Source organism: Bdellovibrio bacteriovorus, from assembly GCF_001592745.1.
GTDB classification, from domain to species: domain Bacteria; phylum Bdellovibrionota; class Bdellovibrionia; order Bdellovibrionales; family Bdellovibrionaceae; genus Bdellovibrio; species Bdellovibrio bacteriovorus_B.
Genome location: NZ_LUKD01000001.1, coordinates 1,623,642 through 1,648,250, shown reverse-complemented (window position 1 = coordinate 1,648,250; position 24,609 = coordinate 1,623,642). Strand labels below are relative to the sequence as shown.

The window sequence follows — 24,609 nt, the reverse complement described above, 5'->3', positions numbered from 1 at the left end:
AACGAGTTAATTAATTTATTTGTATTGCTTTGAACCCCGAGGGCTGTCTCAATGTGAAAAGGTCATTTTTAAACTGGACTTCAGTCTGGGGCGCAGGGAATTGCCACTGCATTTCAAATTGCGGGCCCGTAATAACTACTTTTTTCTCACCTTCATTTCGATTTGACCAAACAACGCGAAGGTTCCTTTGTAAATTGTCACATTGAGAGATCCAGCCGTCCGTCGCAAGCGTGCATTGCCAGCCGGGGCCGCGCACAGGCTCATCAAAAGCGATATTGGCAAGATTCATAGGGTGCAATGGCAAATCAATCATACGACTGAACGCACGCTCTGAATTTCTGCCATAAAAAAAAGTTTTCTGCGGATAAATCACATAGGAAATTTCAGACGGACTCATGACCAAGCTGGCAACCTGGTATCCCAGCATCGCTGAAATTTCCAACCGCGCTCTTTCATTTTTGATCGCATAAATATCTATATTTAATGACTGCGTCTTATTCTGCTTCTCGTCCTTTATAAGGGCTTTAGTTTCCCATTGAGCTTTTTGATAAGCTCCTTGCTTCACCGTCTTGGTGACACAACCAGATACGAAAGCGGTTAATACAATCAGCAAAAAATAATTGATAGTTGTCATCATTGCCTTAGCATAGAGAAATGAATTCTTTTAAACAAGCGCTGATTCAGCTGAAAAACCAGTGGAAATACAGTCTTATTCTTGGAGCCCTTGGTTTTGTGGTCGCATTCTCATTGCGCCATATCCCTTACGTTAGCGCCGTGTTGACGGCTTTTGCTCTATTAGTCCTTCAACATCTCACGGATCGTTGGATTGAAGGAAAGAACTGGAAAGATCTTTCAACAATAAAAGAGTCCTTACTTCCTTTTATCGTTACCAGTTTGATTTTGTTTCCTACAACCGTGCTTATTGGGTCCTCTTTTGGAATCTTGCAAAGTCCTCAGGAATATCTTTCGGGAGCACCTTTATCTCTCGGTCTTTTTATTTTAGGGGCTTTCTTTTATTTAGTGCTCACACATGCTTTACGATATCGCCTGGACACCGGCACTGGGTTAGCAGAAGCCGTGGATATCGTGGGCCTGGCTTCTATGAAAAACATTCGTCACTATTTCGTAGTGAGTTTTTATTTGGCGCTTTTACTTTTAGTAGCGGGCATGACTTGGGGAATTGGATTTCTAGTGGCTTTTCCCGTGCTCTTTTTTAGCAGTTATTATTCCTACACAGAGATGAAAACTAAGTTTGTCAAAAAGTAAAAGGGCCGCGTTTTTACCGCAGCCCTTTCTTGTTTCAATATTTTACTTATTATTTCGTCGTATCATGCTCTGCAATCGGCACTTCTGTTTTAGGAGCCGATGCTGGCATTCTTGGCGAAAGAAGCTCTTGCTTTTCGATCGCAGTGATTTTGCTGCGGATCTCTTCGACTTTCTTTTTATCCGTTTCAAGATCAGCGGCTTTACGATACATTTTCTTGGCTTTTTCTACCATTGATTGCTTTAAGTAAGCGTCGCCCAAGTGCTCTGCGATGATACTCACTGTCGCTTGATACTTGTGAGCCGCTTCTAAGAACTTGATCGACTCGGTGAACTTGTTCTGCTTGTACAAGATCCAACCCAAAGTATCCAGGACATAACCGTCTTTTGGTTCCAGCTCTAGAGCACGACGAGCCAACTTCTCTGCTTGCGGAAGTTGCACACCCATCTCAGCCCAAGTGAAAGCAAGATAGTTCAAGCCCTGCACGTGGTTCGGATCAAGATCCAAAACCTTTTGCATTTCTGTCACAACAACTTCTTTATTTCCCAAGCGATCATTAATAGTGCCGTAGTAAAAACGAAGTTGCGCGTTGTCTGGAAACTTCTCTAAACCTTGCTCCAAGATTTTTGAGGCGCCTTTATAATCTGTCTTTTCATCTAGCAAAGAAGCATACATCGCGTAGATTTGCGGCTGATCTTGACGTTCCTTCAAACCTTTTGCTGCAACTTCCAAGCCCTCTTCCAAACGGCCCAGGCCTTTTAAAAGATAAGCCGCGTGCACAACAGCCTCACCATAGTAAGTGCTGTTTGCAGGAATCTTGCGATATTCCTTCACTGCTTTTTCAGCTTTGCGTGTTTCTTCGTAAACCGCTGCAAGATAGAAACGAACTTTATCTGAATCCGGAGCTTCTTTCAGTACATCTTCTAATTTTTGCGCCGCTTGGTCGTAACGTTTTTGTTCGATCAAGATCAACGCCATCTTCATACGCACATTCAGGGGTTCTTCTGATTCAGATTCCACGATAGCCAATTGGTCATAGGCATTTTCGTAGTCACCTTGCTCGATATAGATTTGCGCCAGAACTTCCGCAATACGTGGACTTGGAGTATTTTCCTTCTGGAACTCTTTGTACATCGCGATTGCTTTGTCTTCCTTCTTTTGTTTGGCATACAGCGAACCCAAAGAAAGAAGAGCGTCTGCAAAGTCAGGTTTTAACTGCAGAGTCTTTTTGAAGGACTCTTCAGAGGCTTTTTGGTATTTCGCTTCCGGTTGCTCCATGCGCACACGACCGATGTAGTAGTGAGCTAGGTACGGTGTCGTGTAGTCAGGATTTTTCAACAAGGATTCAAAATACTGAACGGCTTTGTCTGATTGCTTTTGTTCAGAGTAAAGAGCACCAATGTAAAGTGGAGCTTCCGTATTCGAAGGCTGAAGTTTCATCACTGTCGAGTATTCTGCCAAAGCTTTTGGGTAAAGCTTCATTGATGAATACAAACCGCCAAGCAATAAGTGAGCGTCTACATTTTTGGGATCTTTTTTAACAGCCTCTTCCGCCTGCACCAAGGATTCAGAGATCATGCCTTGTTTCAGGAATTCAGCTGCCAAACGCATGTTCACGGCTGGAGACTCTTGATCGTACACCAACACGGTTTTGAAAGCTTCGATCGCTTTTTGCGAGTTGCCGTCAAGGCTGTAAGCCTCACCCATTGCGAAATGGTAGTCTGCTTGAGTGCGCATGTAGAGAGGATCTAACTTGGCGCTTCCATCTTGCGCCACGATTGCAGGAGCAAAAGATGCAGGAGCTCTGTTTTTGTCATCGAATGACGCTTCATAATACGTGGCTTTGTCCGCGTCGTTCTGTGTGAACGTCGCACATGCCGTCAGCGCCAACAAAATAGGGATTAAGGAAGTCCTAGTGAATAAAAACATCTGATCTCCTAGTTACATGCTGATCGGCATGTTTTGAGATTTTGTTGATGTATCAGGACTTCATCGCGACCTAGGCCGTGATCAGAAAGAGTTCTAATTCTGAGACATGCTCAGAAGGACTCCTACATCGTCACCGGAGTAAACAGGCTGTTCTTTAAGAGCGATTTCTTCATTTTCTAAATTTGTCGTGTCGACTTTTTGGTTTGGACCCGAGGACCAAACGACAATACGAATCTTACCGACTTGGTTTCCCGACAAGATACGGTACTTATAAGGTTGCCCCCACGGATCCACCCCCATTGTCCCCGTACTGCGAATATTTTCAGGGGAGAGGGCCGTTTCTTCAGCCACAGAAGCCGGAATACGGGTTTTGGGCATATGTGAATTGGCAGCTGATTTTGTTGCTTCGCGGTAAATCTGGATGACTTGATATCCAACAACTTCCGCTTTTTGGCGGGCAAGTTCGCTGCGAGAATCCTGAATTTGGCGGTTCCAAGGGGTCGCTATAATCGCCGTAGAGAAACCGACGAGACCCAGTAGGGCCAGGACTCCAGAGGACTTAAACTCTTGTTTTTGCTCATTTTTCATTAAATTACTTCCCGCCAAGAAAGTTGGTATAAATACATTTCGGCGGGCTTTGGAAAAAACTTTAGACAAAGGTCTGTGAATTTCGAAAAAACTAATGGCAGTTTGCAGAAAAAATAACGCCTAGAGTCTTTTCTTTTGATTTGAGGACCCCTTGACAAGGGGTGGCGGCAGGGATAGGTTGCGCCCATCTGCAAGGGGACGCTGAATCATTTAGCAGCCATATCTCCTTGAGACTTTGGGGAAATTTCAAATTGGGAGGCACTTTTGATCAACCAAAACGAAACAATGACATCGAAGCCAAATTCTAAAGTAAAAATCATCAAGCGCTATCAGAACCGCAAACTCTACGACACTCAACAAAGCTGCTACGTTACTTTGGACGATATCGCTAAGATGATCCGCACGAACGAAGAAGTAATGGTTATCGATAATAAATCTAAAAACGATATCACTGCTGCTACTTTGACTCAGATTATTTTCGAAGCAGAAAAGAAAGCATCTCAATACGCTCCTCTTTTCACTCTTCGTGAAATCATCCAAAACGGTAACGGAAGCATCTCTGGTTACTTGGCTAAGCTTGGCGCGTTCCCTCAGGACTACATGACTAAGCAACAAGTTAACACAGTGATCGAAAACGCTTCTACAGACAGCGTTAAACAAAACTTGGAAAACCGCGTTGCTACTGCTGCAACTCGCTACAACACAGACACTACTGCTAAAGTAGCTGCTGAAAAAGCGACTGTTCTTCCTGGTTTGCAACAAGACGACGAAACTCCAAACCTTCCTGGTTCTTCTTTGTTGAACAACTAAGATTTGAAGTAAATTCGAAGTTACTTAAAAGCCTCGCAATTGCGGGGCTTTTTTTATTTCAAGGATCGCCAGATCACGAACTTTTTCTGACCTGGGCGAATTTCGATTTCGCGGTTTTCTAATACCTCCCCCGTGGAGGCTCCAGAAACATTCAGACCTTCAATATTAAAGGTGTATTTGCCGGGCGCGAGGGGCACGCGGATAGTTTGAATTGTCTGCGGGAGTGTCGACCATTGACGAACGTCGGCGCGGTCCGCAACGTTCAAAGCAATCCAAGTCAAAGTCCCCAAGAGTTCGTCTTTTTGACGGACCTGATCTGACAACACTGCTTTAGTGGCAACTCCGGCCACACGTTTTGCGATCAAGATACCTTGGTCTTCGTTCAACGTTTGAATGGCGGCACTTTGCACATCATAAACTTCGCGGCTTAAATAATTTTTACCGATGATATTCAGACGCGCTTTTTGAGTTTCGCTATAAACCGGCACCAAAGTTGGAAAGCGGTATTCATTCGGACTTTGTGCTTTTCGAGGACCCCAACCTTGTTGATAAATAATGACAAGCTCACCCAAACTGCGGTCATACCAAGCGCTGTCTTCTTTCACGTCTGGGAATTTCTTTTTCCAATCCTGATAGGTATCCATACGACGAGCCAGCTTTGCGGAGCGAATCAGATCCTCACGAATCGTCGAAATAGTCGGATCAATTTTATATGCTTCCGCATAGGCGATGTAAGCATCATCGTAATTTCGGCTGGCTTCCCAAACGACAGCCGACAAATATTTACTGAATGAATTCAGCTCAAAAGTCTTCTTTTCATCAGCGCGATACTTTAAATATTTTTCGTTGATACGACGAGCTTCAACCAGAGCATCATCCAATTGATTTAGCTCTAGGAAATTCATCGCTAGATAAGCATTGATAAAGATCTTTTCAAAAGTATCGCCCTTGTATTGCACCATTTCTTCATTAAGTGCCAAGGAACCAGCGATACGCGAAACAGACTGATAGTCCACCATCTCCGCAAGACGGTCCGCCTGCAAAAAGACCTGATTACTTTCTTTCAGCTTTCCCGCAACCTGCAAGGCTACACCATAATCCAAGAGATAAACCAGTTGATCGTCGTTCTGAGTTTCAGCCAACGGCTTAAGATCCGCGATCGCTTTTTCGTAATCACGGCGAGACATGGCAGCGCGAGCTTCTTGAACTTTATTCTGATAGGTCGCGCAGCCGACAAGATGCAAAGCTAAAAAAAGACCCACGACAGGCGTGAGTCTTTGCAAATTCAGTTTCATCTAATTAAAGACCAACCGCTTTTTTCTTAAATGTTTTACGGATTTGTTTTTGATCAGACCAAGTGATCATGCTTGTTTTCAAGTTCGTCAGATTCAAAGTCAACTTGTAGTACACAGATTTGTCTTTACCAACTTCTTGTACGATGGAATCAAGGCGACCGTTGATGATGAAGTCGGCGCCAATTTGGCCACCAGGGCCTTTTTTAGACTCTTGCTCTACCATTCCAGAGTTTTGGTAGTTGTATTCATCAGAGATATCTTGGCGAGCTTCTTTATCGATGAAACCGACTTTACCGGACTTCATAAGCTCGACGCGAACCATGTCCATGATGCTTTGTGTGTCGATATGCTCACTTGTTTTATTTTGAAGACCCGTCACCATTACAACTGGCATTTTTTTAGCGTTGTTGATCGCTGGCGCATTCATCAAGCTAGCAACTAAATCAGTCACAGCTTTTTGCATGTCTGTTTCTGACCATTGATCATTCATCAAGTTTTCGCGGTTCACATCGTCGTATTGACCTTTTTGGAATGCCTTTGGTCCACAACTAGCCAACGCCACGAATGAAAGAGAGAGAGCTGCTAAAGTAAGATTCTTTTTCATATTACCTTCCCTGAATAATGGATACCCAGAAAGTCTATGTCGAGGATTTCGGACACGCAAGTCCGAATCAAAAACCAGTAAAACCCTTAGATCCAGTTCTGAAACACCGGCTCATTTGCAGTTTATTCAGTTATGAATGAAGTGTCCTCAAGCCTGCAGGCCTACGAATTACTCCGCGCGCAAATAAACCCTTATGCAGAGGAGCTTTGGCTCATCGCTTTAAATTCACAAATGGAAATGGTGCAGAAGGAAATGATTTTTCGCGGCACTGCGGATCATTGTCTGGTTCATCCCCGTGATATTTTTCGCACACTCATTTTGTGTAACGCGAGCTCTTTCGTTCTAGCTCACAATCATCCCAGCAATCAGGCTCTTCCATCCGAGCAGGACTTAATCATCACCCGCAAAATCTATCAGCTAGCGACGATGTTTCAGATTCCACTCAACGATCATTTAATAGTGACACAGACCCAGTACTACAGCATGGCCGATCATGGTCATTTTAAGAAATGGCGAAGAAGTTCAACTCAGTATTTATATTAATTATTGAAGGAAGTCGTCGCCGCCGCCACCGAAGAGTTCCATGGAATTTGGATTTCCACGTCTCAATGGCTGCACGGAAATAACACGGCTTAAATCTTCACTTAAGATGACTTTGTATCCACCACGACGAGCATTTTCGATGAACTGACGTGCGTATTCTTCTTTATAGGCTTGAGAATACTCGTGCATCTGCTGCTGATTGAAAAGTTCACGCTGAACAATTTCATCAGGGGTCATGGCTTGTTCTTTTTTCTCTCCTCGCCCTAACTCATTAGCAAGTTCTGCGGCGCGATTATCAACGCTTAGATCTAGGCTATCGCTATTTTGATAAGCTTGTTGCGCGTGAGTTTTATTGAACTCCGTATTCAGCAAGCGCGCGTTTTCAACCGCCATACGTTGACGCTCTAATTCCATGCGCTCATTGGTCAGCATCAAATGTTTATTCACGGACTTTTCATATTTTTCAGATTTCAATTTTGCGGAAACACCTTCAGGCGCAGGCTTAGGATCCGGCTCTCCCAACGAAGCAAAGATCAGCCCTGCTGCTCCTAAAAAAAGCAGAAGTGCCAAAAGCATCGATCTTTCTTTTTGGTCCTTTTGTTCCGGTTTGGCTGCCATACAGTGCCCTTATCGGCTTAAATAGATGATTTCTTAACAAAAAGAGTCTTCCTCAAATCATTACAGCTCCACAGACTTCTGCTGTCAGAGTTAAAGGCCTGTAAAGCAAGATTGGGTAAAGTGTCTAACTCTTAGACAGATCCACGTGTTTCCTTTTCCAAATAATTGCTCGCCGGTAATGGCACAACCCATGAAGTAAAGATTCTGTGAAAGTTAAAACAATAATTCTCCGAATATGGAAAGGATCTTTTACATGAGAATCACTAAAATTGCGACGGCAGTCATGGCGACATTGGCACTTGGTTCGACAGCTATGGCAGCCTCTTCAGGCACCCTATTGCTTCAAGGGACAGTCAACGTAGTTAACGATATCGTTGTTACCGCAAACACGGCGAACAATACTTCGTTGAACATCACTGCGGGTGAAACTAATAAAAATGTTGCGACAGTCTCTGAGACTTCCAACAACTTAAATGGTTATAAAATCAAAATTTCTTCTGCTACTGGCGGCGAATTAAGACACACGACAAACTCTGCACAAAAAACGACTTATAAAATCGGTTATGATGGCGCGGCAGCAGTCACTCCAACGGTTGCGGGTGTTGTTGTGAAAAACGTAAGCTCATTGACTGGTCTTACTACAGATTCTTCTGAAGTGACGGTGGATGTAGCGGCTTATGCAAACGCGGCAGCTGGTACTTATCAAGATACTTTGACGATCGCTATCGAGGCTAACTAATTTTTCGAACAATTAAAAACTAAAAAGCCAACCTCTCAGGTTGGCTTTTTTTATTCCGCAGATTGCACCGTCAGAGTGATTGTATCGGTATAAACTCCCGACTGCTGATTGCTGGCCACGGAACCAATGGTCGCAACGACTGGCAGCGCCGTTCCACTGGCGGGAGATCTTCCTAGCACTCTCGCCACTTGTGTGGGATTGGTAGCAGTGTTAGAAAGATTCACCGACGTTCCGTTAATAGTGAGAGCATAATTGATGAACTGATTTGCCGAGATGTGCTTTAACTGTCCATTATTCTGCGAAGACGCGAACAGAGTGTAGCCCGCATTGTACTTAAGAATTATCAAGGCCGTTCGCGATAGTCCCGAAGACAGATTTCCAAAATTCAGTGTTTCAGTCGTATCGCCAATGTCAAAAGAACCACCAGATGCGGTTACAGAGATATCGGCTCGTTTTTGCGCATTATAATTAAACACAATCGAGCGACTATCTATAAGTGTATATCCTGAAACCGTAGGGCTTCCGCGATACAAACGCGCGTTTAAGGTTTCAGTGTAATTTCCATATCGCAACCAAGGATTGGAATCATCAAGCTTCGCATAATATGTCACATTCACTTGTCGATCGTTACTGCCTTCAGCGAGCGTTCCTGTCAGAACATCATTCGTTCCCATCACGTCTGGAAAATGCTTTAGAATATTCTGTTGTGCAGAATCCTTGGAAACTTGAAACGGCCATTTGTCAGATCCCTGGTTCATTGACCGACTTGAATACGATGGCGCATTTCCATAATCAAAAGTAATAAAGAAGTTACAGCCACCGGGATTCGTATTCGCTTTGACTGTGAATGTTGGAGCCGCCGTCGTTGAACTGTTGAAGTTGATGGCCGTTTGCGATGTTTGCAGCTGCATGGAAACACAGGCCCATGCAAAGTGTCCGTGAAACATCAATATGCCTAGAAAAAACAGCGTTCTCATTCACTGTCCTCTTTCTTTAAAACAATGTTTCCAAGATCCAGCGAGTTGCCCGGCACTTCGGTAACTTCAAAAATCAGAGGACCCAAGTAAGGACGGTCCGTCATAATTTTATATTGGCCCGGCTCTAAACCCTCAATTAAGAATCCACCATTTTTATTAGTAAAGAATGTATTGTCGACCAGTTGATCCTGATTGTTCAGGATATCACCGGCAACATAAGCAATGGGTTGACCTTTTTGATCTACCACACGCCCTTTCACCATAATCTTCTTTTTTAAATCCAACTCTATAAGAACACCGCTACGATAGCTTGGTTGCACATTGAAATATTCTTTCTCTAAAAGATAACCAATGGGAAGAGACGTTGAATCCACATTCACCGTGTACTTGTAATACGCCGATTGATCTCTTAAAACCGTAGTATGGCGAGGTCCTAGTTGGGCGTCTCCTTTTTCTCCATTCGGATTGATCATCAACTCCTGACCCTCAGGCAGCATTTTTGAATGAAGTAACACGAAACTATCGTAAATGGGTTGAGTGAAAGCCGCATGATTTCCCACCCAAGCAATGCCTGTATTCAGACCTAATGAGGTGGTATTTGTGTCCTGTGAATCTTGACGTGTCGTGAAGTGCTCCAAGCGCAGACTGAAAGGCTGCGCCAAGTATTCAGCCATAAGGTTCGCACTTTCTTGACCGTCACTTGCTTGCAAAGAAGCAGAGGCCCTTACATCATCATATTTGTGCATGTTGTTTCGATTCACAGTCAGGTTCGTCGTTTTCTGAAGAGAGTCGTAATACGCGCTGGCGCTGTATTTACCTTGAGCCTCGTTCCAGAAGAACGAAATCAAACCACGATCGTCTTCATTCAACCCGACCGTTTTACTGTAACTCAGTTCAACGCGAGTTTGATTATTTATAGGAACCACTAGATTTGAGCGATACTGGCGCTCGTTGACTCCGGTAGGAACTTCCAGGGTTCCTGAGCCAACACCAAAGAACCAATTTTGAAAAAAGCGAAAGTTCAATTGAGAATCATAGCGGCGAACGTAAGACACAATTCCGGTATCAAAAACCGAAACCGGAACGAAATCAGGATCTCGATTTTCAGCTTCGAGTGTCAGGACGACCGGCACATCCCGTCCAAGCATTCTATCCAAAGTGCGATAGCGAAGTTTTTCTGCAAATCCTTGCTTGTCTTCCGAAACAGAACTGTATCCACCATCAAATGAAAGATATCCCCAACGACTGATACCCGAAACTTCCAAACCCGTCATAGATTGAGATAAATAGTTTTGAAAATTAAGACCTAGAGTTAATTGATCAGTCACGCCCACGCGGTGAAAGAAGGTGGTCGCCGCTCCGGTGTTGTCATAAGCACGGTCTGCCCCTGATTCACTCCATGGCAATCCGACGGCGTAAGAAAATTCTTGGACACCTTTCCCTAAAAGGGTGTTTTCAAAAAGAACCGAAAAGTCATAGAGCTCTTCTTGACCAAAATCATCGCGAATTTTCACTTTGACGTTATTTTGTCCAATCGCCAAAGGGAAATCTCGAATATTAAAAACACCCGGGGCTAAGCGCAGCTGACTGTAAAGAAATCCGTTCACATAAACTTCAACAAAGGAAGGTCGCTTGATCACGATCTCGGTGTTGCTTAAAGGACGAAGTGTTTTATAGGGTTGAATAGAAAACTCTTTGACCACTGAAAAACCGGCCAGATTCGGAGCCACTTGAAAGCCGCGAGAATTCAATGTCAAATCCCCGAGGGTATAACGAATCATTCTCTCCTCGTCATCATGACGGATTCGAGTGTCATGACGTTTCCACGGATATTCGTCCCCTTCGAGATATTCACCCGACGATTCGAAAACAAAACCTTTGATGTTCTCAACTAAATCCACTTGGGAAGATAAAGGCAGCTTCTCTTCGGTGGTTCCCGCTCCGTACTGAAAGGATTGAAGCATTCTTAGGTTTAAATATCCGCTATGAGCGTCGGGTCGCATGTAAGGGCGAGTGCTTAATTCTGCATAGTTTAAATCTAAGTCATTGCCCCGACGATGCTTTAATGGAAGATCAACTTTTAGCTCCAGACGAGCTTCATCAAAAAAGACAGAAAGGCCTGCGCCCTCTAGATCCTGCAAAGTCACCACACCCTCTGGGCGGACGCGGTTTTTAAGATTAATCCATAAAGAGTCTTTGAGCTGACTTTGTAAGCCTTCAAGAAGTGGTTTTGCTTCGACAGCAAAATTTTTCTTATCCTCACGTGGAAATACCCAAGCTTGGGCAATCACTTGATTGTCTAAAACAATGGGCGCCACAAGATAGGGCTTTGACAACGCCGGTCGCACAGATTGAGCAAAAGCCGGCAATGCCAAAGAGAATATTAAAAGAAGGAAGCTAAAAAGAAATCTCAATCTCCGGACTCCGCCAGCTCAAGTTCTCCGCGCAGATTATTTCCTGAAATTTCTTTATTGGAATTTACGACGACAGTCTTTTCAGTCTTTGGTAACAAATTCGTATTTTCCAATTCGCTGATCGGAGAAACCGTCCCAACCAAAGTTTCACCAGAGTAAATCTTTAAGGATTTCGGCTTAAGGACAAAGTGGGCGGTACCTTCATTTGCCACCGTCACTCGGACCTTCTTTTTATCCAGGCTTTTAACTTCTTTCACTTTGATCTTTGCGACCGCACCCTCGGGTGTGACGTAGGCGGAAGCCACATACTGCAAAAGAAAATTGAGGTTTACACCATTAGCCTTTGGCTTGGCATTTCTATCTCGAAATTCGACAGGAAGTTGAGAAGCGATAATGCGAAAGGCTTTTTCTTCGGCACCTTTAAGCTCGCCGGACCAGGTAACTCTGACATTTCGTTTTTCATTGGGCAGAAGAACAACTTGTTCCGGATAAACATTGAACTCATCTGTTTTCGTTCGAACTTCTTCGCCTTTGGCATCAGTTGTTCGTGTGAAGACTTCAATCTGAATAGGAACTTTTTCCGTACTGGGATTTTCTAAGGTAAGAACTTGGGTTGCTTTTGTTCCACTTGGTGAAAAGTGGATCACCATCGGAGTCAAACGAAACGCAAACGACACTGAGGGAATCGCCGCCAAACAAACGATCAGAGCCAGAATATTTTTGAACATATTCATAAGCTTATCGAAGTGGCTATAGCAGGGAAATGGTGAACTTATTCAGTTTTTAACAACTAGTCCTAAGAGAGGAAAAATTTCTAAGGCGCAGAGACTCGAACGATTGAAGCCGGTTTTCTTTTATCTACTTCGGTGCGCAGTTCAGGTGAGCTTTTGGATTGAATGTGAGCGACACCCGTTTTTGTATACTGAATTTTTACTTCTGCTTTAAGAGGAACTGTTCCCGCAAGCTGCAGTCCTTTCGAGCTTTGGGCTTGGCTGAAACTTCCAATGATTAAAATTGAAAGGAAGAAAAGAGTTTTCACCCTATTCTTCTCGGAAAAGCTCGACGAAAGCTTTAGGACAAAAGTGCTGGGTTCTTTTCCTGAATCGGTGGATAGACTGGGATTATCACGATAAATTCAGTCCCTACGCCAACTTCAGAACGGGCCTGGATTTCTCCTCCGTGATTTTGAATAATGCCGTAAGAAATACTCAGTCCTAAACCGGTCCCCTGCCCCACCCCTTTTGTGGTGAAGAACGGGTCGAAGATTTTTTCCAGGGTTTCTGCTGACATTCCTTTTCCACTGTCCTGAATTGAGATTTGTACCCAACCGCGGCGGTCCTTAGAACCTTTATAGTCTTTCAAAGCCGTCGTGGAAATCCAAATGTGTCCCGTGCCTTCAATGGCCTGAACAGCATTGGAAAGAATGTTCATGAAGACTTGATTTATCTGGCTCGCGTAGCAATGAATCATCGGTATTGGTTCGTATTGACGATGAATTTCTAGGCGATTTTTGATTTCACCTTGCAGTAAGTTCAATGTTGTATCGAGACTTTGATGAACATCGATCTCTTGTAGTTTTGCTTCTTCCAGGCGCGAAAAATTTCTTAATCCCAAGACAATATCTCGAGTGCGACGAGCCCCATCTTGGCAAGAAGCTACAAGCTTCGGCAGATCTTTCACGATATAGTCAAACTCGTACTCTTCTTTTACTGCGGGAAGTTTTTTCGGGTCTTTTTCAGCGACCTCAGCAATTTGAATCAATTTTTCTGAATACTCTTTCAGATGAGTCATGTTGCTATAGATAAATCCGATGGGATTGTTCAGCTCATGCGCAACACCGGCGACCAACTGACCCAAGCTCACCATTTTTGCAGAGTGAACAAGTTTTGTTTGCGTGTCTTTAAGTTCTTTATTTGCGGCTTCAAGTTCTGTGATTTTTTTTCGAAGATCCGATCTGGCTTGCCAGATTTTTTTACTCATTTCATTAAAAGATTCTGTTAAAAGCCCAATCTCGGTGTCGTTTTTCACAGGGATGGTCACGGCTTGTTCCTGCGACTCAAATGACTGCAAGGCCTCAACAAGATCATATAAGGGTTTTAGCACCCAGCTTGATGTCACAAGAATTGTTAACACTAGAAGAACAACGACGGCGCCAACAACCGTTATAAAGGCATAGTTGACGTTCTTAAGGACGGCTTTTGCTTCACTCTTTGAAGCGCCCAGAGCGACATAGAACTTAGTGATTCCCCAATCAAGTGGATAAACCAAAAATCCATATGGTGTAGTTCTAATGTTGAGATCAAAGAATGGTTCCGCGCCAGGGCGGAAATAAGGACGAAAGAAATCTTTTTTATAAAGATAGAAATCAGGATGACTGGCAACCACGACTTGGCCCGAGTCTTTAAAGAAAATCAATTCCAGCTTCAGACGATTTTTGATTTTGCCAACGAACGCTTTATTAATATCCACGATTTGTTCCACATAGCCGACAACACGTCCACCAGCTCCCGTGACTTTGGATATCAAGATCAGATTTACTTTCTGATTTTCGCCGAACTCGGCTAAAGCGATTTCATTTTCGTCTTTGACCTGCGCCATGTATTTCGCAGACAAAAACACGGCATCTTGAGAAGGAACGAAGCTACGAATAACATCTTTATCATCTTTAAACACCGAAGCCAGCATGCGCCCTTCACGGTTAAAGAATGTCAGACTTGAAATATTATCAGAACGAATCCACTGTCCCGATAACGAGCGCAACGTCGATCCATCCCCCATCGTCACGTGATAAACCAAGCTAGGATCACGGACATATTTATCGCGTTTTTGCTGAAGACCGGCGCGAAGATCTGTTAACGCCACTTCGATTTCACGGGCATTGCCGCTCAAACGCTGCGACAACTCGTGATCGATCGCTTTTTCGTATTTGATCATGGAGTAGATGGTGACAAAAGCTAAAGGGACCACCGAGAAAAGAACAAACCAAACGATCAAAATCGTACGTAATGATCTTTTAGGTTTTTTTCTTAAGGTTTTCACTTCTTCGCTTCATCCACAGTAATAATAAGTCGCACGATTCCATCGGGCATCACGCGAGGATGCTTTTCTTTTGAAATCTTAGGCTTTCCGTAAGTCCCCAAGAAATTCATCAGATCCTGATATTTTGCTTCAGGAATAGTGAAGTGATAATACATGGAAGTGGCCGTTTTCTTCCAGCCCAGTTCCACGGCCCCGGCTTTACGTCCACCAAGTTCGTTGATCTTGTCTGTGATTTTCGGTCCGATAACTTCGATATTGGTAACCGCGATGTCACCCCGATAAAGAAATCCACCACCGGTAGCTGGACTTGTTGCTGATGATGCCTCCGCCACGGGAGTTTCTTTCTTCGCCGCCACTGTCGGCGTCGGACTTGTCGTTGGCTTCGCCGTATCTTGCACAGGAGCGGTCGGTGCTGGCGTTGAAGTTTCCTTCACACCTTCGTCCACAAACTGGGGTTGATCTTCAACCGTTGTCGAAGTTCCAGTTTTAGATACTTCCGCTAAGACCACTTCTTTTGAACCTGTCGTCGTACTCAGCTCCATAACTTTCTGCCAAGGAGTGATCGATAACAATACTACGATTCCAACGACGACGACTAAAGCCTCTAAGCCCCACTTCAAACCTTGTGGCCACTTATCGAAGTTCGACTTCTGCATAAGCACCGACATATAACTTGAAGGAGCATTGATTTGTCCAATGATGTGTTGAGACACGACAGTGTCTGCGAGCTTTTCCGCATACGCCTGACCGTTTTGAATTTTAGTAAGATCTAACTGGGCGTCTCGGGAAAATTTAACGTGATCTTCCACCGCCAAACGACGGTCTTTGTCTAAGGAACCAGTAAGATAATCGTAAAGCAGCTCATGCCCAATAAAAGGAGAGATCTCTCTTTTTCCTTTTTTTGAAAGAGGAATGTTATTTTCCTGTGCCATGCTTTAACTTACCCACTGCCTGAGTCATGCTGCCCAATTTACGAAGAGCGCGACCCAAACGGTAACGAATCGTTCCTTGAGTGATCCCCAAGCCTTCAGAAATATCATCATCTTCAAGTTTTAAAATTTTAGACCAGATCACCGTCAGCAGTTCGTCTTCAGATGCTGATTTTTGAAATTCACGCCAAGGACCTAAATCAGTCCCATCAGGAATCAGCCAACCCGATTCAACGGATGTATTGGGACGGCCGCGCGCCACGCGGGACTTATATCGATCCCACACAGTTTTCGTAGCGGCTACAATGGCGACGGAGTTTTTTAAGTCAGGATTTCTTTGCTTACGAGCTCGACCAAGGGCCAGAGCCTGAGACGAAGCCTCTATCGCTTTTTGATCATCGAGCAAAGCAAAGTAGAAAAACAAAGCGATAGATTGTACGTCAGCCTCGGTCATAATTCCTTATATGTTAGTCGACTGTAAGCTGTCTGAGAAGATCAAGCTGGTCGAGAACTTTACCAGAACCCATTACTACGCAGCTTAAAGGATCTTCTGCGATAGAAACGGGAAGACCTGTTCTTTCTCTTAGCAACACATCAAGGTTCGCTAGCAAAGCACCACCGCCCGTAAGTACGATACCGTTATCAACGATATCAGAAGCTAATTCCGGTGGAGTTTTTTCAAGCGCCGTACGAACAGCATCAACTACTTCAGACAAAGGATCCATCAAAGCATCGTTCACTTGCGAAGAAGTGATTTCGATAGTTTTTGGAGCACCGGCAACAAGGTCACGACCTTTAATTTCCATCGATTTTTCTTCTTCAAATGGATAAGCGTTACCGATTTGGATTTTGATATTTTCAGCTGTTCTTTCACCGATCAACAAGTTGAACTGGCGACGAACGTAGTTCACGATTGCTTCGTCGAATTTATCGCCCGCAACTTTGATAGATTTACAGTAAACAATACCACCCAAAGAGATCACAGCAACACCTGTCGTACCGCCACCCATATCCACAACCATGTTTCCAGATGGTTCTGTGATTGGAAGACCTGCACCGATCGCGGCTGCCATTGGTTCTTCGATCAAATAAACTTCACGTGCTCCTGCGGATTGAGCAGCTTCTTTCACGGCACGTTTTTCCACCTGCGTGATTCCGTAAGGAACGCAGATGATGATACGAGGACGGATGAAAGATTTTTTCTCGCCCAAAGATTTTCCGATGAAGTATTTCAACATGGACTGAGTGACTTCGAAGTCCGCGATAACGCCGTCTTTGATGGGGCGAATTGCGACGATGCTGCCAGGTGTACGACCCAACATATCTTTGGCTTCTTTACCTACCGCTAGAACACGGTTTTGCATTCCGCGATAATTTTTTTGAACCGCAACCACAGAAGGCTCGTCGAGAATAATTCCACGTCCTTTTACGTAAACAAGGGTGTTAGCGGTGCCAAGGTCAATGGCAATATCATTCGAAAAATAATCTTGAACTTTGTCAAAAAAACTCATGCGGACTCTCTCTTTTCATCTCAAGTCTAGGAGCGATGAAAAGCAGAGTCAATGCAGATATTTAGCCCCGACTTGCAGTTATTTTGACGCGGGCGCACATTGAAGAGAGAAGTCGGCACGGGTCTGGCGACCTTGGTAGCGGATTTCCAGACCTTCATTCAGGGACGCTTCGGCCTTGAATGTTTTGTCTATGTCGAGCTCCACAGTTTCAACTTCGATGCGCTCCTCTTCCCCATTGGTAGCGGGTTTCAGCTTCACGACGATGGATCCACTGCGACGGGTACGGAAGATTTCTTTTTGCACAGAACTTACTAAGTCCCATGTCAAAACCTCTTCACGAACTGTTGAGTTGCGATCGTGAGCGCCACCCAAACGGAAGGAACACTTCACGGTTCTTAAATCTTTTTTGGCAACGCGGAAAGCTTTGTCAGAGATGCACACAGCATCGACTTCTTTTTCGTCAGTAAAGTTTGTCACGACCATGCGGAGGGAGGAGCCCATCCCGCCACGGGCAGAAAACGCATCATCGCCTCTTTGCTGCTGCAAAAGGATCTCGCCTTGGGCAGAACGACCGCCTTGAGCGGGCGAAACTAAGAAACGAGCTCGGCCATACGAATTGCTAGAAAAAAGAAGATCATAAGCTTGGGATTGTCTTCCATTCCAAAACATATCGCGCACACTTTGACGACGTTGCGGATTAAAAGGATTCATGTTGTCTAAGAAGGTACGGTCTTTCAAATCCATTCCGCTAACAATACAACGAGCGGCGCTAGCAGGAAGTAAGCTGCCGGCACTCGTTGGTTGAGTCGCCGTACACTGACGGTTGTAGTGCTCAATACGCAATTCACGCGCGCAGTTGTTGTTAAGCGCATCGTTTAGTAAAGCATCACAGAATTCTTTTTTTGAAAGAAGTTTGTGCTTACCCGTCGTACAGCCATTAAATTTAAACTCGTAAGTCAGCTCTTCGTAACCGATAGAAGTGGGAGTCGGGTTTGTATTTGGAATAGGAGCTGCCGCCGTGACAACAGGCTGTCCGCCACCGCCGTTACCACAGGCACCTAAAACCATCGTAAGCGCAGTCAAAAGCAAAGAATTTTTTAAACTCATCTGACGTCCTCCACCAACGAGCAACGCCGCTTAAAGTTCAAACTTCCTGCCAAGTTAGAATGAAATATAGGGGTACGAGGAACCATGCACTATCAAAAAGTTAGACAGTGCTGACGGCTTAGGCCGTCAGAGGGTAAAAGATACTCGGTGATTTTAGTGGCTTAGAAGTGTTTTTTCCATTCAACTTCATGAGCCATGTAGGCTGTGAGGTTGTGTTTTTCTTCATGAAGACGCTGGTCACTCCAGCCTAACTTTTCTTGGAAAACCGCACCGATTTCGTCGAGGTGTTTCACTCCGTGATTGCGATCCGCTAGGAACAACGGAACTCGGCGCGAATAGAAATCACTTAAGTGCAAACACATAGTGGCGTCGATAGCTTGTGCCGCTTCGAGCTGCCAATAGCTATAATTTTCAGAATATTTTTCTAGGATCTCAGCCGCTTCAAGACCATATCTTTCAGTCAATAATTTGATGTCTTCCAAAGGACGAGCAGTTTCTTTTGACCAAGCATCCGCAAGACTTTGCGCCTGATGGAAGGCATCGACACTTGTATAAGAATTTAAAGGCTTTGCCGTATCCGCTTTAGCAAACTTCACACGCTCTTCGAGGGTGAAAGATTCTAAAGCGCGGTCCACCGTCTGTTGGCACATCAAGCGATAGGTCGTGTACTTTCCTCCGGCAACGAAAGTAATTCCTGCATCATCATTCAGAATCGTGTGTTCACGACTTGTTTTTCCTTCAGATGCAGAACCGTCTTGAACTAAGGGTCTTACGCCGGCGTAACTTGCAATCACATCGTGTGCGGTAATTTTAGCACCTGGAAAATAGTGATCGGTAATAGACAGCAGGTATTTCACATCTTCCGGCGTAGTCGTCACGTTCTCTGGCGATTCTTTAAAGTCTGTGTCGGTAGTTCCTATAATAATCATTTCGTGACGAGGAATTCCAAAGACAATACGATCACTTTTTTCCGCTCCCATCACCACTGCACTTGTTAAAGGCAGACGATGTTTTGGCAAAGTTAAGTGAATGCCTTTTGTGGGACGAAGAATTTTTTTCCAGTCGCGCAGAAGATTCTGTGCCACTTGATCTGTCCATGGCCCCACACTGCTAATGACATGACGAGCTTTGATTGCAAACTTATCTTTGCTAACTTGATCTTCGCATGTGACGGCTGTGATTTTTCCGTTTTCGTACTGAGCCCCTGTGGACTTTACATAGTTAGCGCAAAGAGCCCCGTTGTCGTTCGCAGAACGCAAGGTTTCGTGCACCAAACGGTCATCATCCATGTAAGCATCAGAATAAATATAAGATCCCAAAAGGTTTTCACTGCGGATCGCGGGCATTCTTTCTAAAGAATGTTTTGCATTCAAGCGTTCGTGCATTTCAGGTGCTTGAAACAAAGAAAGAGCGTCATAGAGCCACATGCCCATACCCATTTTGGTCATGCCCACACGACTTTCCTTGTACAAAGGAATCATAAATCGAAGAGGATGCACAAGGTGCGGAGCCATTTCAAACAAACGCGTGCGCTCGTTCAAGGCTTCAAACACCAGTTTGAATTCCATGTTTTCTAAATAACGAATTCCGCCATGGATGAGTTTGCTGGATTTTGAAGACGTGCCGGATGCGAAGTCGCGGGCTTCAATCAACGCGACCTTCATTCCGCGCGCCGAGGCATCTCGTGCCACACCGGCACCGTTAATTCCTCCCCCAATTATTACCAGATCAAATTCCTGAGTCTTCATTTTGTTGATATTCTGGATACGATTGGCGAAGGAAAAATTCTTCATAACTCTATCCCTTTGTCGTCTTGACTGAAAGAGTGCCTGGTTGCCAGCTTTCTGACTTGAAAGCCTTGATGGAGTTTGGAACTCCGTTGTCGTTCGGGAAATAAACTCTTTGCAAATGTTTTTCGCGACCTAACTTGTAAGCAAGCTCACAAAGCTCGTCACGCGCCTGCAAAGAAGAATACTGAACGTGTTCTACCCATAATGACTGCGTTTGCCCGTCCAAAAATAAAAGCGGTTGCGCGATGAAATAACCCATGAGCTTGCCACTTTCCACATCACGAGCCAGAAAACTCCAACCCAATGGGATGTAGTGATTCAAAGCTTCCACTCGAAATTTCGAGCTCCATCCCGCCATCATGCGTTCCATTTCGTCAGGATAAGCTTCTGTCAGCTTTTTATTTTCGAGATCTAAGATATCTTGTAAATCGTCCGCCTGAATCACTCGGCAAAAAAGGCTCATGGCCTGAGGTCTCCTTGTCATTTCACTCTTCCTATTTCATACTAGAAGAATATGAAATACAAAGACTATTCGATCGAGATTTGGAACCGCATAAATACGACACTAGACCAAGTTTTGAAAGAGGATTCTGCACCCGTCGCCGCATTTGATGCCGATGGAACACTGTGGGATATCGATCTGGGAGAAACTTTTTTCCACTATCAAATCGACAACAAACTTGTCGAGCTTCCGCCGCATGCCTGGAATCACTACGAATCAATGAAGGCCGAAAATCCACAGAAAGCCTACCTTTGGCTAGCACAAGTCTGTAAAGGCCAAAGACTGGAGCAAGTGCACGAGTGGGCGCGACAAGCCGTGAAGGACCAAGCTCCCCTCCCGGTTTTTCTGGAGCAGAAAAGACTGATCGATCTGTTTCTTTCTCGCGGCGTAAAAGTTTTTGTCGTCACGGCTTCAGTGAAGTGGGCCGTCGAGCCTGGGGCAGAAATGCTAGGGCTTAAAAAAGATGATGTTATCGGAATTGAAACAACGATTGAAAACGGCTTGATCACCGATACTCAAAAAGGCCTGATCACCTACCGCCAAGGAAAAGTGGATGCTCTCCTTCAACATACCGGTGGTAAAAAGCCTTTCTTTGCCTCCGGAAATACCATGGGTGATTTCCAACTTCTGCAATCCGCGACACGCTTAAGCTTGGCAGTCAGTGCCGCCTCACGCGACGATAAGCTTTTTAAAACTGAGCATGAGTTGCAACAGCATGCTGAAACCAATTCCTGGCTGTCTCACCGATTTGTGGGATAAAAAAAAGGCCTCTTGGAAACCAAGAGGCCTTTTTCTTTTTAGTTCGTAATTTTGCCTAAGCTTTCCCAACTACCTTTTCGATGTCTGTGATTTCTTTAGGAACAGATGAAGTCATGTTCTCTGAACCTGTCGACGTCACGCGGATATTATCCTCGATACGAATGCCGATGCCACGGTACTTCTGAGGTGCTGATGTATCTTCGGCAGGGATGTAAAGACCCGGCTCAATCGTGAAGCACATATTGGCTTCAATCGGACGAGGCTCACCTTTTTTAAAGTAAAGTCCTGCGTCGTGCACATCAAGACCTAACCAGTGGCCGATGCCGTGTGGGTAGTACTTCTTCTGCGCCAAAGCTTGAATCAAATCTTCTTTGCGACCTGAAAGCAGGCCTAGCTCTAACATAAGATCCGTTAACAAAGATGTTCCCATCTCGTGCAGATCTTTAAACACAATGCCCGGCTTCACAAAATCGATGATTTGTTTTTGCACTTTCAACACGCCTTCGTACACACGAGCCTGCTCATCCGTGAACTTTCCGTTCACTGGATATGTTCTTGTAATATCACCCGTGTAGAAGTTGTATTCAGCGCCAGAGTCGATCAACAGCAAGTCACCGTCTTTGCAAACTTGATCATTGAAGTTGTAATGCAATGTCGTCGCCGCATTTCCTGAAGCTACGATGTGGTTATAGCCCTCACGCGCAGAACCCTTCATGAAATAGTGATGAGCAAGAACGCCCTGAACTTGACGTTCAGTTACTCCAGGACGAGTAAAGCGCATCGCCGCCAGGTGACCTTGCGCCGTGATTTCACAAGCCTCGCGAAGTTGAGTCAGTTCAAATTCGCTTTTTACTAAGCGCATTTCACCCAACAAAGTGTCGGCATCGTGGATAGACAACAAACCATAGCCAGTGCGGCCCTGCATTTGTTTTACCGTCTCTAGAACACTTTGCATTTGATGATCTACTTCAGGATTTTTGAAAAGGCGGTAATAAACGCGGTCCACTTCTTTTAAAAGTTGTGGTGCCACTTTCGAAAATTCATCAATAGGATAAGCTTTGTCGATTTTGAATTCGCGCTCACAGCCTTCTGGGCCATAACGGAAGCCGTCCCAAGTTTCGCGCTCAGGATCACGGCGACGAACGAACATCACCGTTTCTGGAACTAAGCCTGGACGCAGAATCATGATAGATTCAGGCTCTTCCCAACCTGTTAGGTAAAAAAGATTTGAATCTTGGCGATACGGAAAGTGCACATCGTGATTGCGAATGTGCTCGGGGTGAGAAGCCACGATCAAAGCACCGCCTTGAATTTCTTGGCCGGCCTTTTTTCTTCTTTCTGCAAAAACGTTCATATCAAAAGTGGGTTTTCTCATACAATCTCCTACAGTCCCCATTTGCGAGTCAGAGTTTTCAATTGGCGAGCAGCTGAATCAGCTCCCTTATTCATGATCTCGCGACGCTTATCAAAATCCATAATACCATAATTGGTTGTGTCTAAGTAAACAACAGTATCCACACCCGCAAAAGGCTTATTATACAGACCTGCAATCTCATTCCATAGGACGTTGTCAGTTGCCGCAGCATCCAATGTATAATTTTTGCCTCCTGGCGGCTGAAGCACATTTACAAGAACGATGTAGTTGGCCCCTTTACTACGCAGATAATTGGCTAATGCCGTCACATCGCGAACCCCAGAAATATTTTGGGCTTGATACGGCTTAAAGAATGGCGGATAGGCCATGCAAAGGTACATGAGTTGATCTAAGGCACCACGATTCATCAGATAGACTTGATTCTTCTTCATGTTGTAAGAAGGGCAAGCAAAAGGGATGCGGAAGTCTTCGGCCTTAGCCCGATTAAATGCGGTCCCCACAAAATCTTTTAAGATCGTCACATCGGCGTTTTTACTTACCGAACCCAATAAAGACGTTTTAATAACGTCTTCACCTTTGAGCTTAAACATCTGCCATTCAACATCGTTAGCTTGTTCTTTATTCGCGAATAAGGCCGCCATGGGTGCTGCAAACTCAACGCCTCCAATTGCGTGAACAGGAACTTTGGCGCGAGAGAGTTCATGAAGAAATCCAATGTGCGCATAAGTTTTTGCACCACCAGCCCCTAAGATAATTCCAATCTTAGGCATTGTAGGAATAACTGGCGCCGGAGGAGGTGGCGGAGCTGGAACTTCAGCAACTTCCTCGTCATCATCAGATTCAATGGGTGGCGGCTGTGGAGTCGGCTGTTGCGGGGTTTGGCTTGGACGCGGTTGCGGTGGCTTACGCATGTCCTCGCGCGTGCGAATGGACTGACAGCCCACAACAAAGATCAAAGAAGAAATGAAACCTAGAGAGAATATCAATCGCATTGTTTCCCCTTTTTTATTTAAATGATCCTAGCACCCAACTTTGTCAGATTCTATTTAAATGACGACAATAAATGAAGAACTCACGGTTTCCATCTTTGCCTTCGATGGGTGAAGGGAAATAATCCAGGACTTCAAACGAACTTTGTGCGCAAACTTCGCGAATTTTCTTTTCCACTTCGGCATAAAGCCTTTCGTCTTTAACTATGCCGCCCTTACCCAGGCCTTCAACGCCCACTTCAAACTGGGGTTTTACTAAGCTCAGCAATGCGCCTTGAGAGTTTAGGAAAGAAGAAAGTTCTGGAATTATCAAGCTGATCGATATGAACGAAACGTCCATCACAATTAGATCAAATTTTTCTTTAGGGACATACTGAAGAACCGAAGTTTCTTTGGAAAGACCACGAGCATTGACGCCCTCGCAGACTTTAAGTTTTGGATTTTTTAAAAGGCTGCTGTGAACTTGTCCGTGTCCGACGTCAACACCAAGGATAAACTTGGCACCCGACTGAAGAAGGCAATCTGTAAATCCCCCCGTCGAAATTCCAACGTCTAAAACATTTAAATCTTTAGTGGAAAGCTTCACATGCTGCAAAGCCCCTTCAAGCTTCAACCCACCTCGAGACACAAATCTATTCGCGGGACCGGCTTCAACGATGACGGAGTTTTCAGTAGAAACAGACTGACTGGCTTTTTTTAAGACGCGTCGTTGAGTTCCCTCAACAAGAAAAACTTGTCCTGCTTCAATCAATTCTTGTGCGTGGGTGCGCGACTGGGCCAATCCCTTTTCAACAAGATAGACATCCAGGCGCTGCTTTTCAGACATG

At 44.7% G+C, this 24,609-nt stretch carries 25 protein-coding genes; 5 read left to right on the top strand and 20 right to left on the bottom strand.

The genetic code is table 11. The features are described from left to right. Nucleotides 1–10: 10 nt before the first annotated feature. The gene (locus AZI87_RS07960; protein WP_063206042.1) at nt 11–637 is read right to left on the bottom strand and encodes a DUF4292 domain-containing protein; all 627 of its coding nucleotides are present in this window, start codon (nt 635–637) and stop codon (nt 11–13) included. A gap of 17 nt (nt 638–654) precedes the next feature. On the opposite strand from AZI87_RS07960, the gene AZI87_RS07955 reads away from it, so the two are divergent. Next, entirely contained in the window at nt 655–1,266 is a 612-nt protein-coding gene (locus tag AZI87_RS07955; protein ID WP_063206041.1) for a hypothetical protein, read from the top strand. A 49-nt stretch (nt 1,267–1,315) separates the two neighbouring features. Here the strand turns inward: AZI87_RS07955 and AZI87_RS07950 are convergent, their stop codons facing one another. Further along, complete coding sequence (locus tag AZI87_RS07950; RefSeq protein WP_063206040.1) at nt 1,316–3,193, bottom strand: tetratricopeptide repeat protein; 1,878 nt, start codon at nt 3,191–3,193, stop codon at nt 1,316–1,318. A gap of 93 nt (nt 3,194–3,286) precedes the next feature. Then, the gene (locus tag AZI87_RS07945; protein WP_063206039.1) at nt 3,287–3,781 is read right to left on the bottom strand and encodes a hypothetical protein; all 495 of its coding nucleotides are present in this window, start codon (nt 3,779–3,781) and stop codon (nt 3,287–3,289) included. A 285-nt stretch (nt 3,782–4,066) separates the two neighbouring features. Here AZI87_RS07945 and AZI87_RS07940 point away from each other — a divergent pair, with 285 nt between their 5' ends. After that, nucleotides 4,067–4,591 carry a polyhydroxyalkanoate synthesis regulator DNA-binding domain-containing protein gene (locus tag AZI87_RS07940; protein ID WP_253696552.1) on the top strand — a complete coding sequence of 175 codons (525 nt, stop codon included), beginning with the start codon at nt 4,067–4,069 and terminating at the stop codon, nt 4,589–4,591. A 53-nt stretch (nt 4,592–4,644) separates the two neighbouring features. Here the strand turns inward: AZI87_RS07940 and AZI87_RS07935 are convergent, their stop codons facing one another. After that, nucleotides 4,645–5,886, bottom strand: a complete 1,242-nt coding sequence (locus AZI87_RS07935; RefSeq protein WP_063206038.1) for a COG3014 family protein — start codon at nt 5,884–5,886, stop codon at nt 4,645–4,647. Between the two features lie 4 nt (nt 5,887–5,890). Continuing rightward, entirely contained in the window at nt 5,891–6,490 is a 600-nt protein-coding gene (gene lpoB / locus AZI87_RS07930; protein WP_063206037.1) for a penicillin-binding protein activator LpoB, read from the bottom strand. Nucleotides 6,491–6,622: 132 nt separating this feature from the next. Between lpoB and AZI87_RS07925 the strand changes: the two genes are divergently transcribed. After that, complete coding sequence (locus AZI87_RS07925; RefSeq protein ID WP_253696550.1) at nt 6,623–7,033, top strand: JAB domain-containing protein; 411 nt, start codon at nt 6,623–6,625, stop codon at nt 7,031–7,033. Here AZI87_RS07925 and AZI87_RS07920 read toward each other — a convergent pair whose 3' ends face one another. Then, the gene (locus tag AZI87_RS07920) at nt 7,034–7,651 is read right to left on the bottom strand and encodes a hypothetical protein (RefSeq protein WP_253696548.1); all 618 of its coding nucleotides are present in this window, start codon (nt 7,649–7,651) and stop codon (nt 7,034–7,036) included. A gap of 253 nt (nt 7,652–7,904) precedes the next feature. Here AZI87_RS07920 and AZI87_RS07915 point away from each other — a divergent pair, with 253 nt between their 5' ends. Further along, on the top strand, nt 7,905–8,390 hold the full coding sequence (locus tag AZI87_RS07915) for a hypothetical protein (protein WP_063206036.1): 486 nt from the start codon (nt 7,905–7,907) through the stop codon (nt 8,388–8,390). A gap of 50 nt (nt 8,391–8,440) precedes the next feature. On the opposite strand, the gene AZI87_RS07910 is transcribed toward AZI87_RS07915, so the two are convergent. The 11 genes from AZI87_RS07910 to AZI87_RS07860 form a co-directional block, all read right to left on the bottom strand. Continuing rightward, complete coding sequence (locus AZI87_RS07910; RefSeq protein ID WP_063206035.1) at nt 8,441–9,367, bottom strand: spore coat protein U domain-containing protein; 927 nt, start codon at nt 9,365–9,367, stop codon at nt 8,441–8,443. Then, nucleotides 9,364–11,781: a carboxypeptidase regulatory-like domain-containing protein gene (locus tag AZI87_RS07905; protein WP_063206034.1), complete on the bottom strand. Its 2,418-nt coding sequence runs from the start codon at nt 11,779–11,781 to the stop codon at nt 9,364–9,366. The genes AZI87_RS07910 and AZI87_RS07905 overlap by 4 nt, the downstream gene beginning before the upstream one ends. Further along, a complete protein-coding gene (locus AZI87_RS07900; RefSeq protein ID WP_081112149.1) occupies nt 11,778–12,515 on the bottom strand; it encodes a fimbrial biogenesis chaperone in 738 nt (245 codons plus the stop codon). Before AZI87_RS07900 ends, AZI87_RS07905 begins: the two co-directional genes overlap by 4 nt. Before the next feature lie 80 nt (nt 12,516–12,595). Continuing rightward, the gene (locus AZI87_RS07895) at nt 12,596–12,820 is read right to left on the bottom strand and encodes a hypothetical protein (RefSeq protein WP_063206032.1); all 225 of its coding nucleotides are present in this window, start codon (nt 12,818–12,820) and stop codon (nt 12,596–12,598) included. A 32-nt stretch (nt 12,821–12,852) separates the two neighbouring features. Beyond that, a complete protein-coding gene (locus AZI87_RS07890; protein WP_253696547.1) occupies nt 12,853–14,715 on the bottom strand; it encodes an ATP-binding protein in 1,863 nt (620 codons plus the stop codon). Between the two features lie 101 nt (nt 14,716–14,816). Beyond that, complete coding sequence (locus AZI87_RS07885; protein ID WP_063206030.1) at nt 14,817–15,752, bottom strand: hypothetical protein; 936 nt, start codon at nt 15,750–15,752, stop codon at nt 14,817–14,819. After that, on the bottom strand, nt 15,736–16,203 hold the full coding sequence (locus AZI87_RS07880; protein ID WP_063206029.1) for a hypothetical protein: 468 nt from the start codon (nt 16,201–16,203) through the stop codon (nt 15,736–15,738). Before AZI87_RS07880 ends, AZI87_RS07885 begins: the two co-directional genes overlap by 17 nt. Nucleotides 16,204–16,216: 13 nt before the next feature. Continuing rightward, on the bottom strand, nt 16,217–17,260 hold the full coding sequence (locus tag AZI87_RS07875) for a rod shape-determining protein (RefSeq protein ID WP_015089392.1): 1,044 nt from the start codon (nt 17,258–17,260) through the stop codon (nt 16,217–16,219). Between the two features lie 78 nt (nt 17,261–17,338). Next, a complete protein-coding gene (locus tag AZI87_RS07870; RefSeq protein ID WP_063206028.1) occupies nt 17,339–18,367 on the bottom strand; it encodes a hypothetical protein in 1,029 nt (342 codons plus the stop codon). Nucleotides 18,368–18,528: 161 nt separating this feature from the next. Next, nucleotides 18,529–20,160 (bottom strand): glycerol-3-phosphate dehydrogenase/oxidase, encoded by a 1,632-nt coding sequence (locus AZI87_RS07865; protein ID WP_063206027.1) that lies wholly within the window; start codon nt 20,158–20,160, stop codon nt 18,529–18,531. 4 nt (nt 20,161–20,164) lie between these two features. Beyond that, nucleotides 20,165–20,620, bottom strand: a complete 456-nt coding sequence (locus AZI87_RS07860; protein WP_063206026.1) for a hypothetical protein — start codon at nt 20,618–20,620, stop codon at nt 20,165–20,167. 51 nt (nt 20,621–20,671) lie between these two features. On the opposite strand from AZI87_RS07860, the gene AZI87_RS07855 reads away from it, so the two are divergent. Beyond that, nucleotides 20,672–21,418: an HAD family hydrolase gene (locus AZI87_RS07855; RefSeq protein WP_063206025.1), complete on the top strand. Its 747-nt coding sequence runs from the start codon at nt 20,672–20,674 to the stop codon at nt 21,416–21,418. A gap of 55 nt (nt 21,419–21,473) precedes the next feature. On the opposite strand, the gene AZI87_RS07850 is transcribed toward AZI87_RS07855, so the two are convergent. Genes AZI87_RS07850 through AZI87_RS07840 form a run of 3 tightly spaced genes read right to left on the bottom strand, consistent with a single transcriptional unit; the run spans nt 21,474 to nt 24,608 of the window. Further along, nucleotides 21,474–22,793 carry an aminopeptidase P family protein gene (locus AZI87_RS07850; RefSeq protein WP_063206024.1) on the bottom strand — a complete coding sequence of 440 codons (1,320 nt, stop codon included), beginning with the start codon at nt 22,791–22,793 and terminating at the stop codon, nt 21,474–21,476. Between the two features lie 8 nt (nt 22,794–22,801). Further along, entirely contained in the window at nt 22,802–23,785 is a 984-nt protein-coding gene (locus tag AZI87_RS07845; protein WP_063206023.1) for a patatin-like phospholipase family protein, read from the bottom strand. Between the two features lie 43 nt (nt 23,786–23,828). Continuing rightward, a complete protein-coding gene (locus tag AZI87_RS07840; protein ID WP_063206022.1) occupies nt 23,829–24,608 on the bottom strand; it encodes a TlyA family RNA methyltransferase in 780 nt (259 codons plus the stop codon). Nucleotide 24,609: the final 1 nt, after the last annotated feature.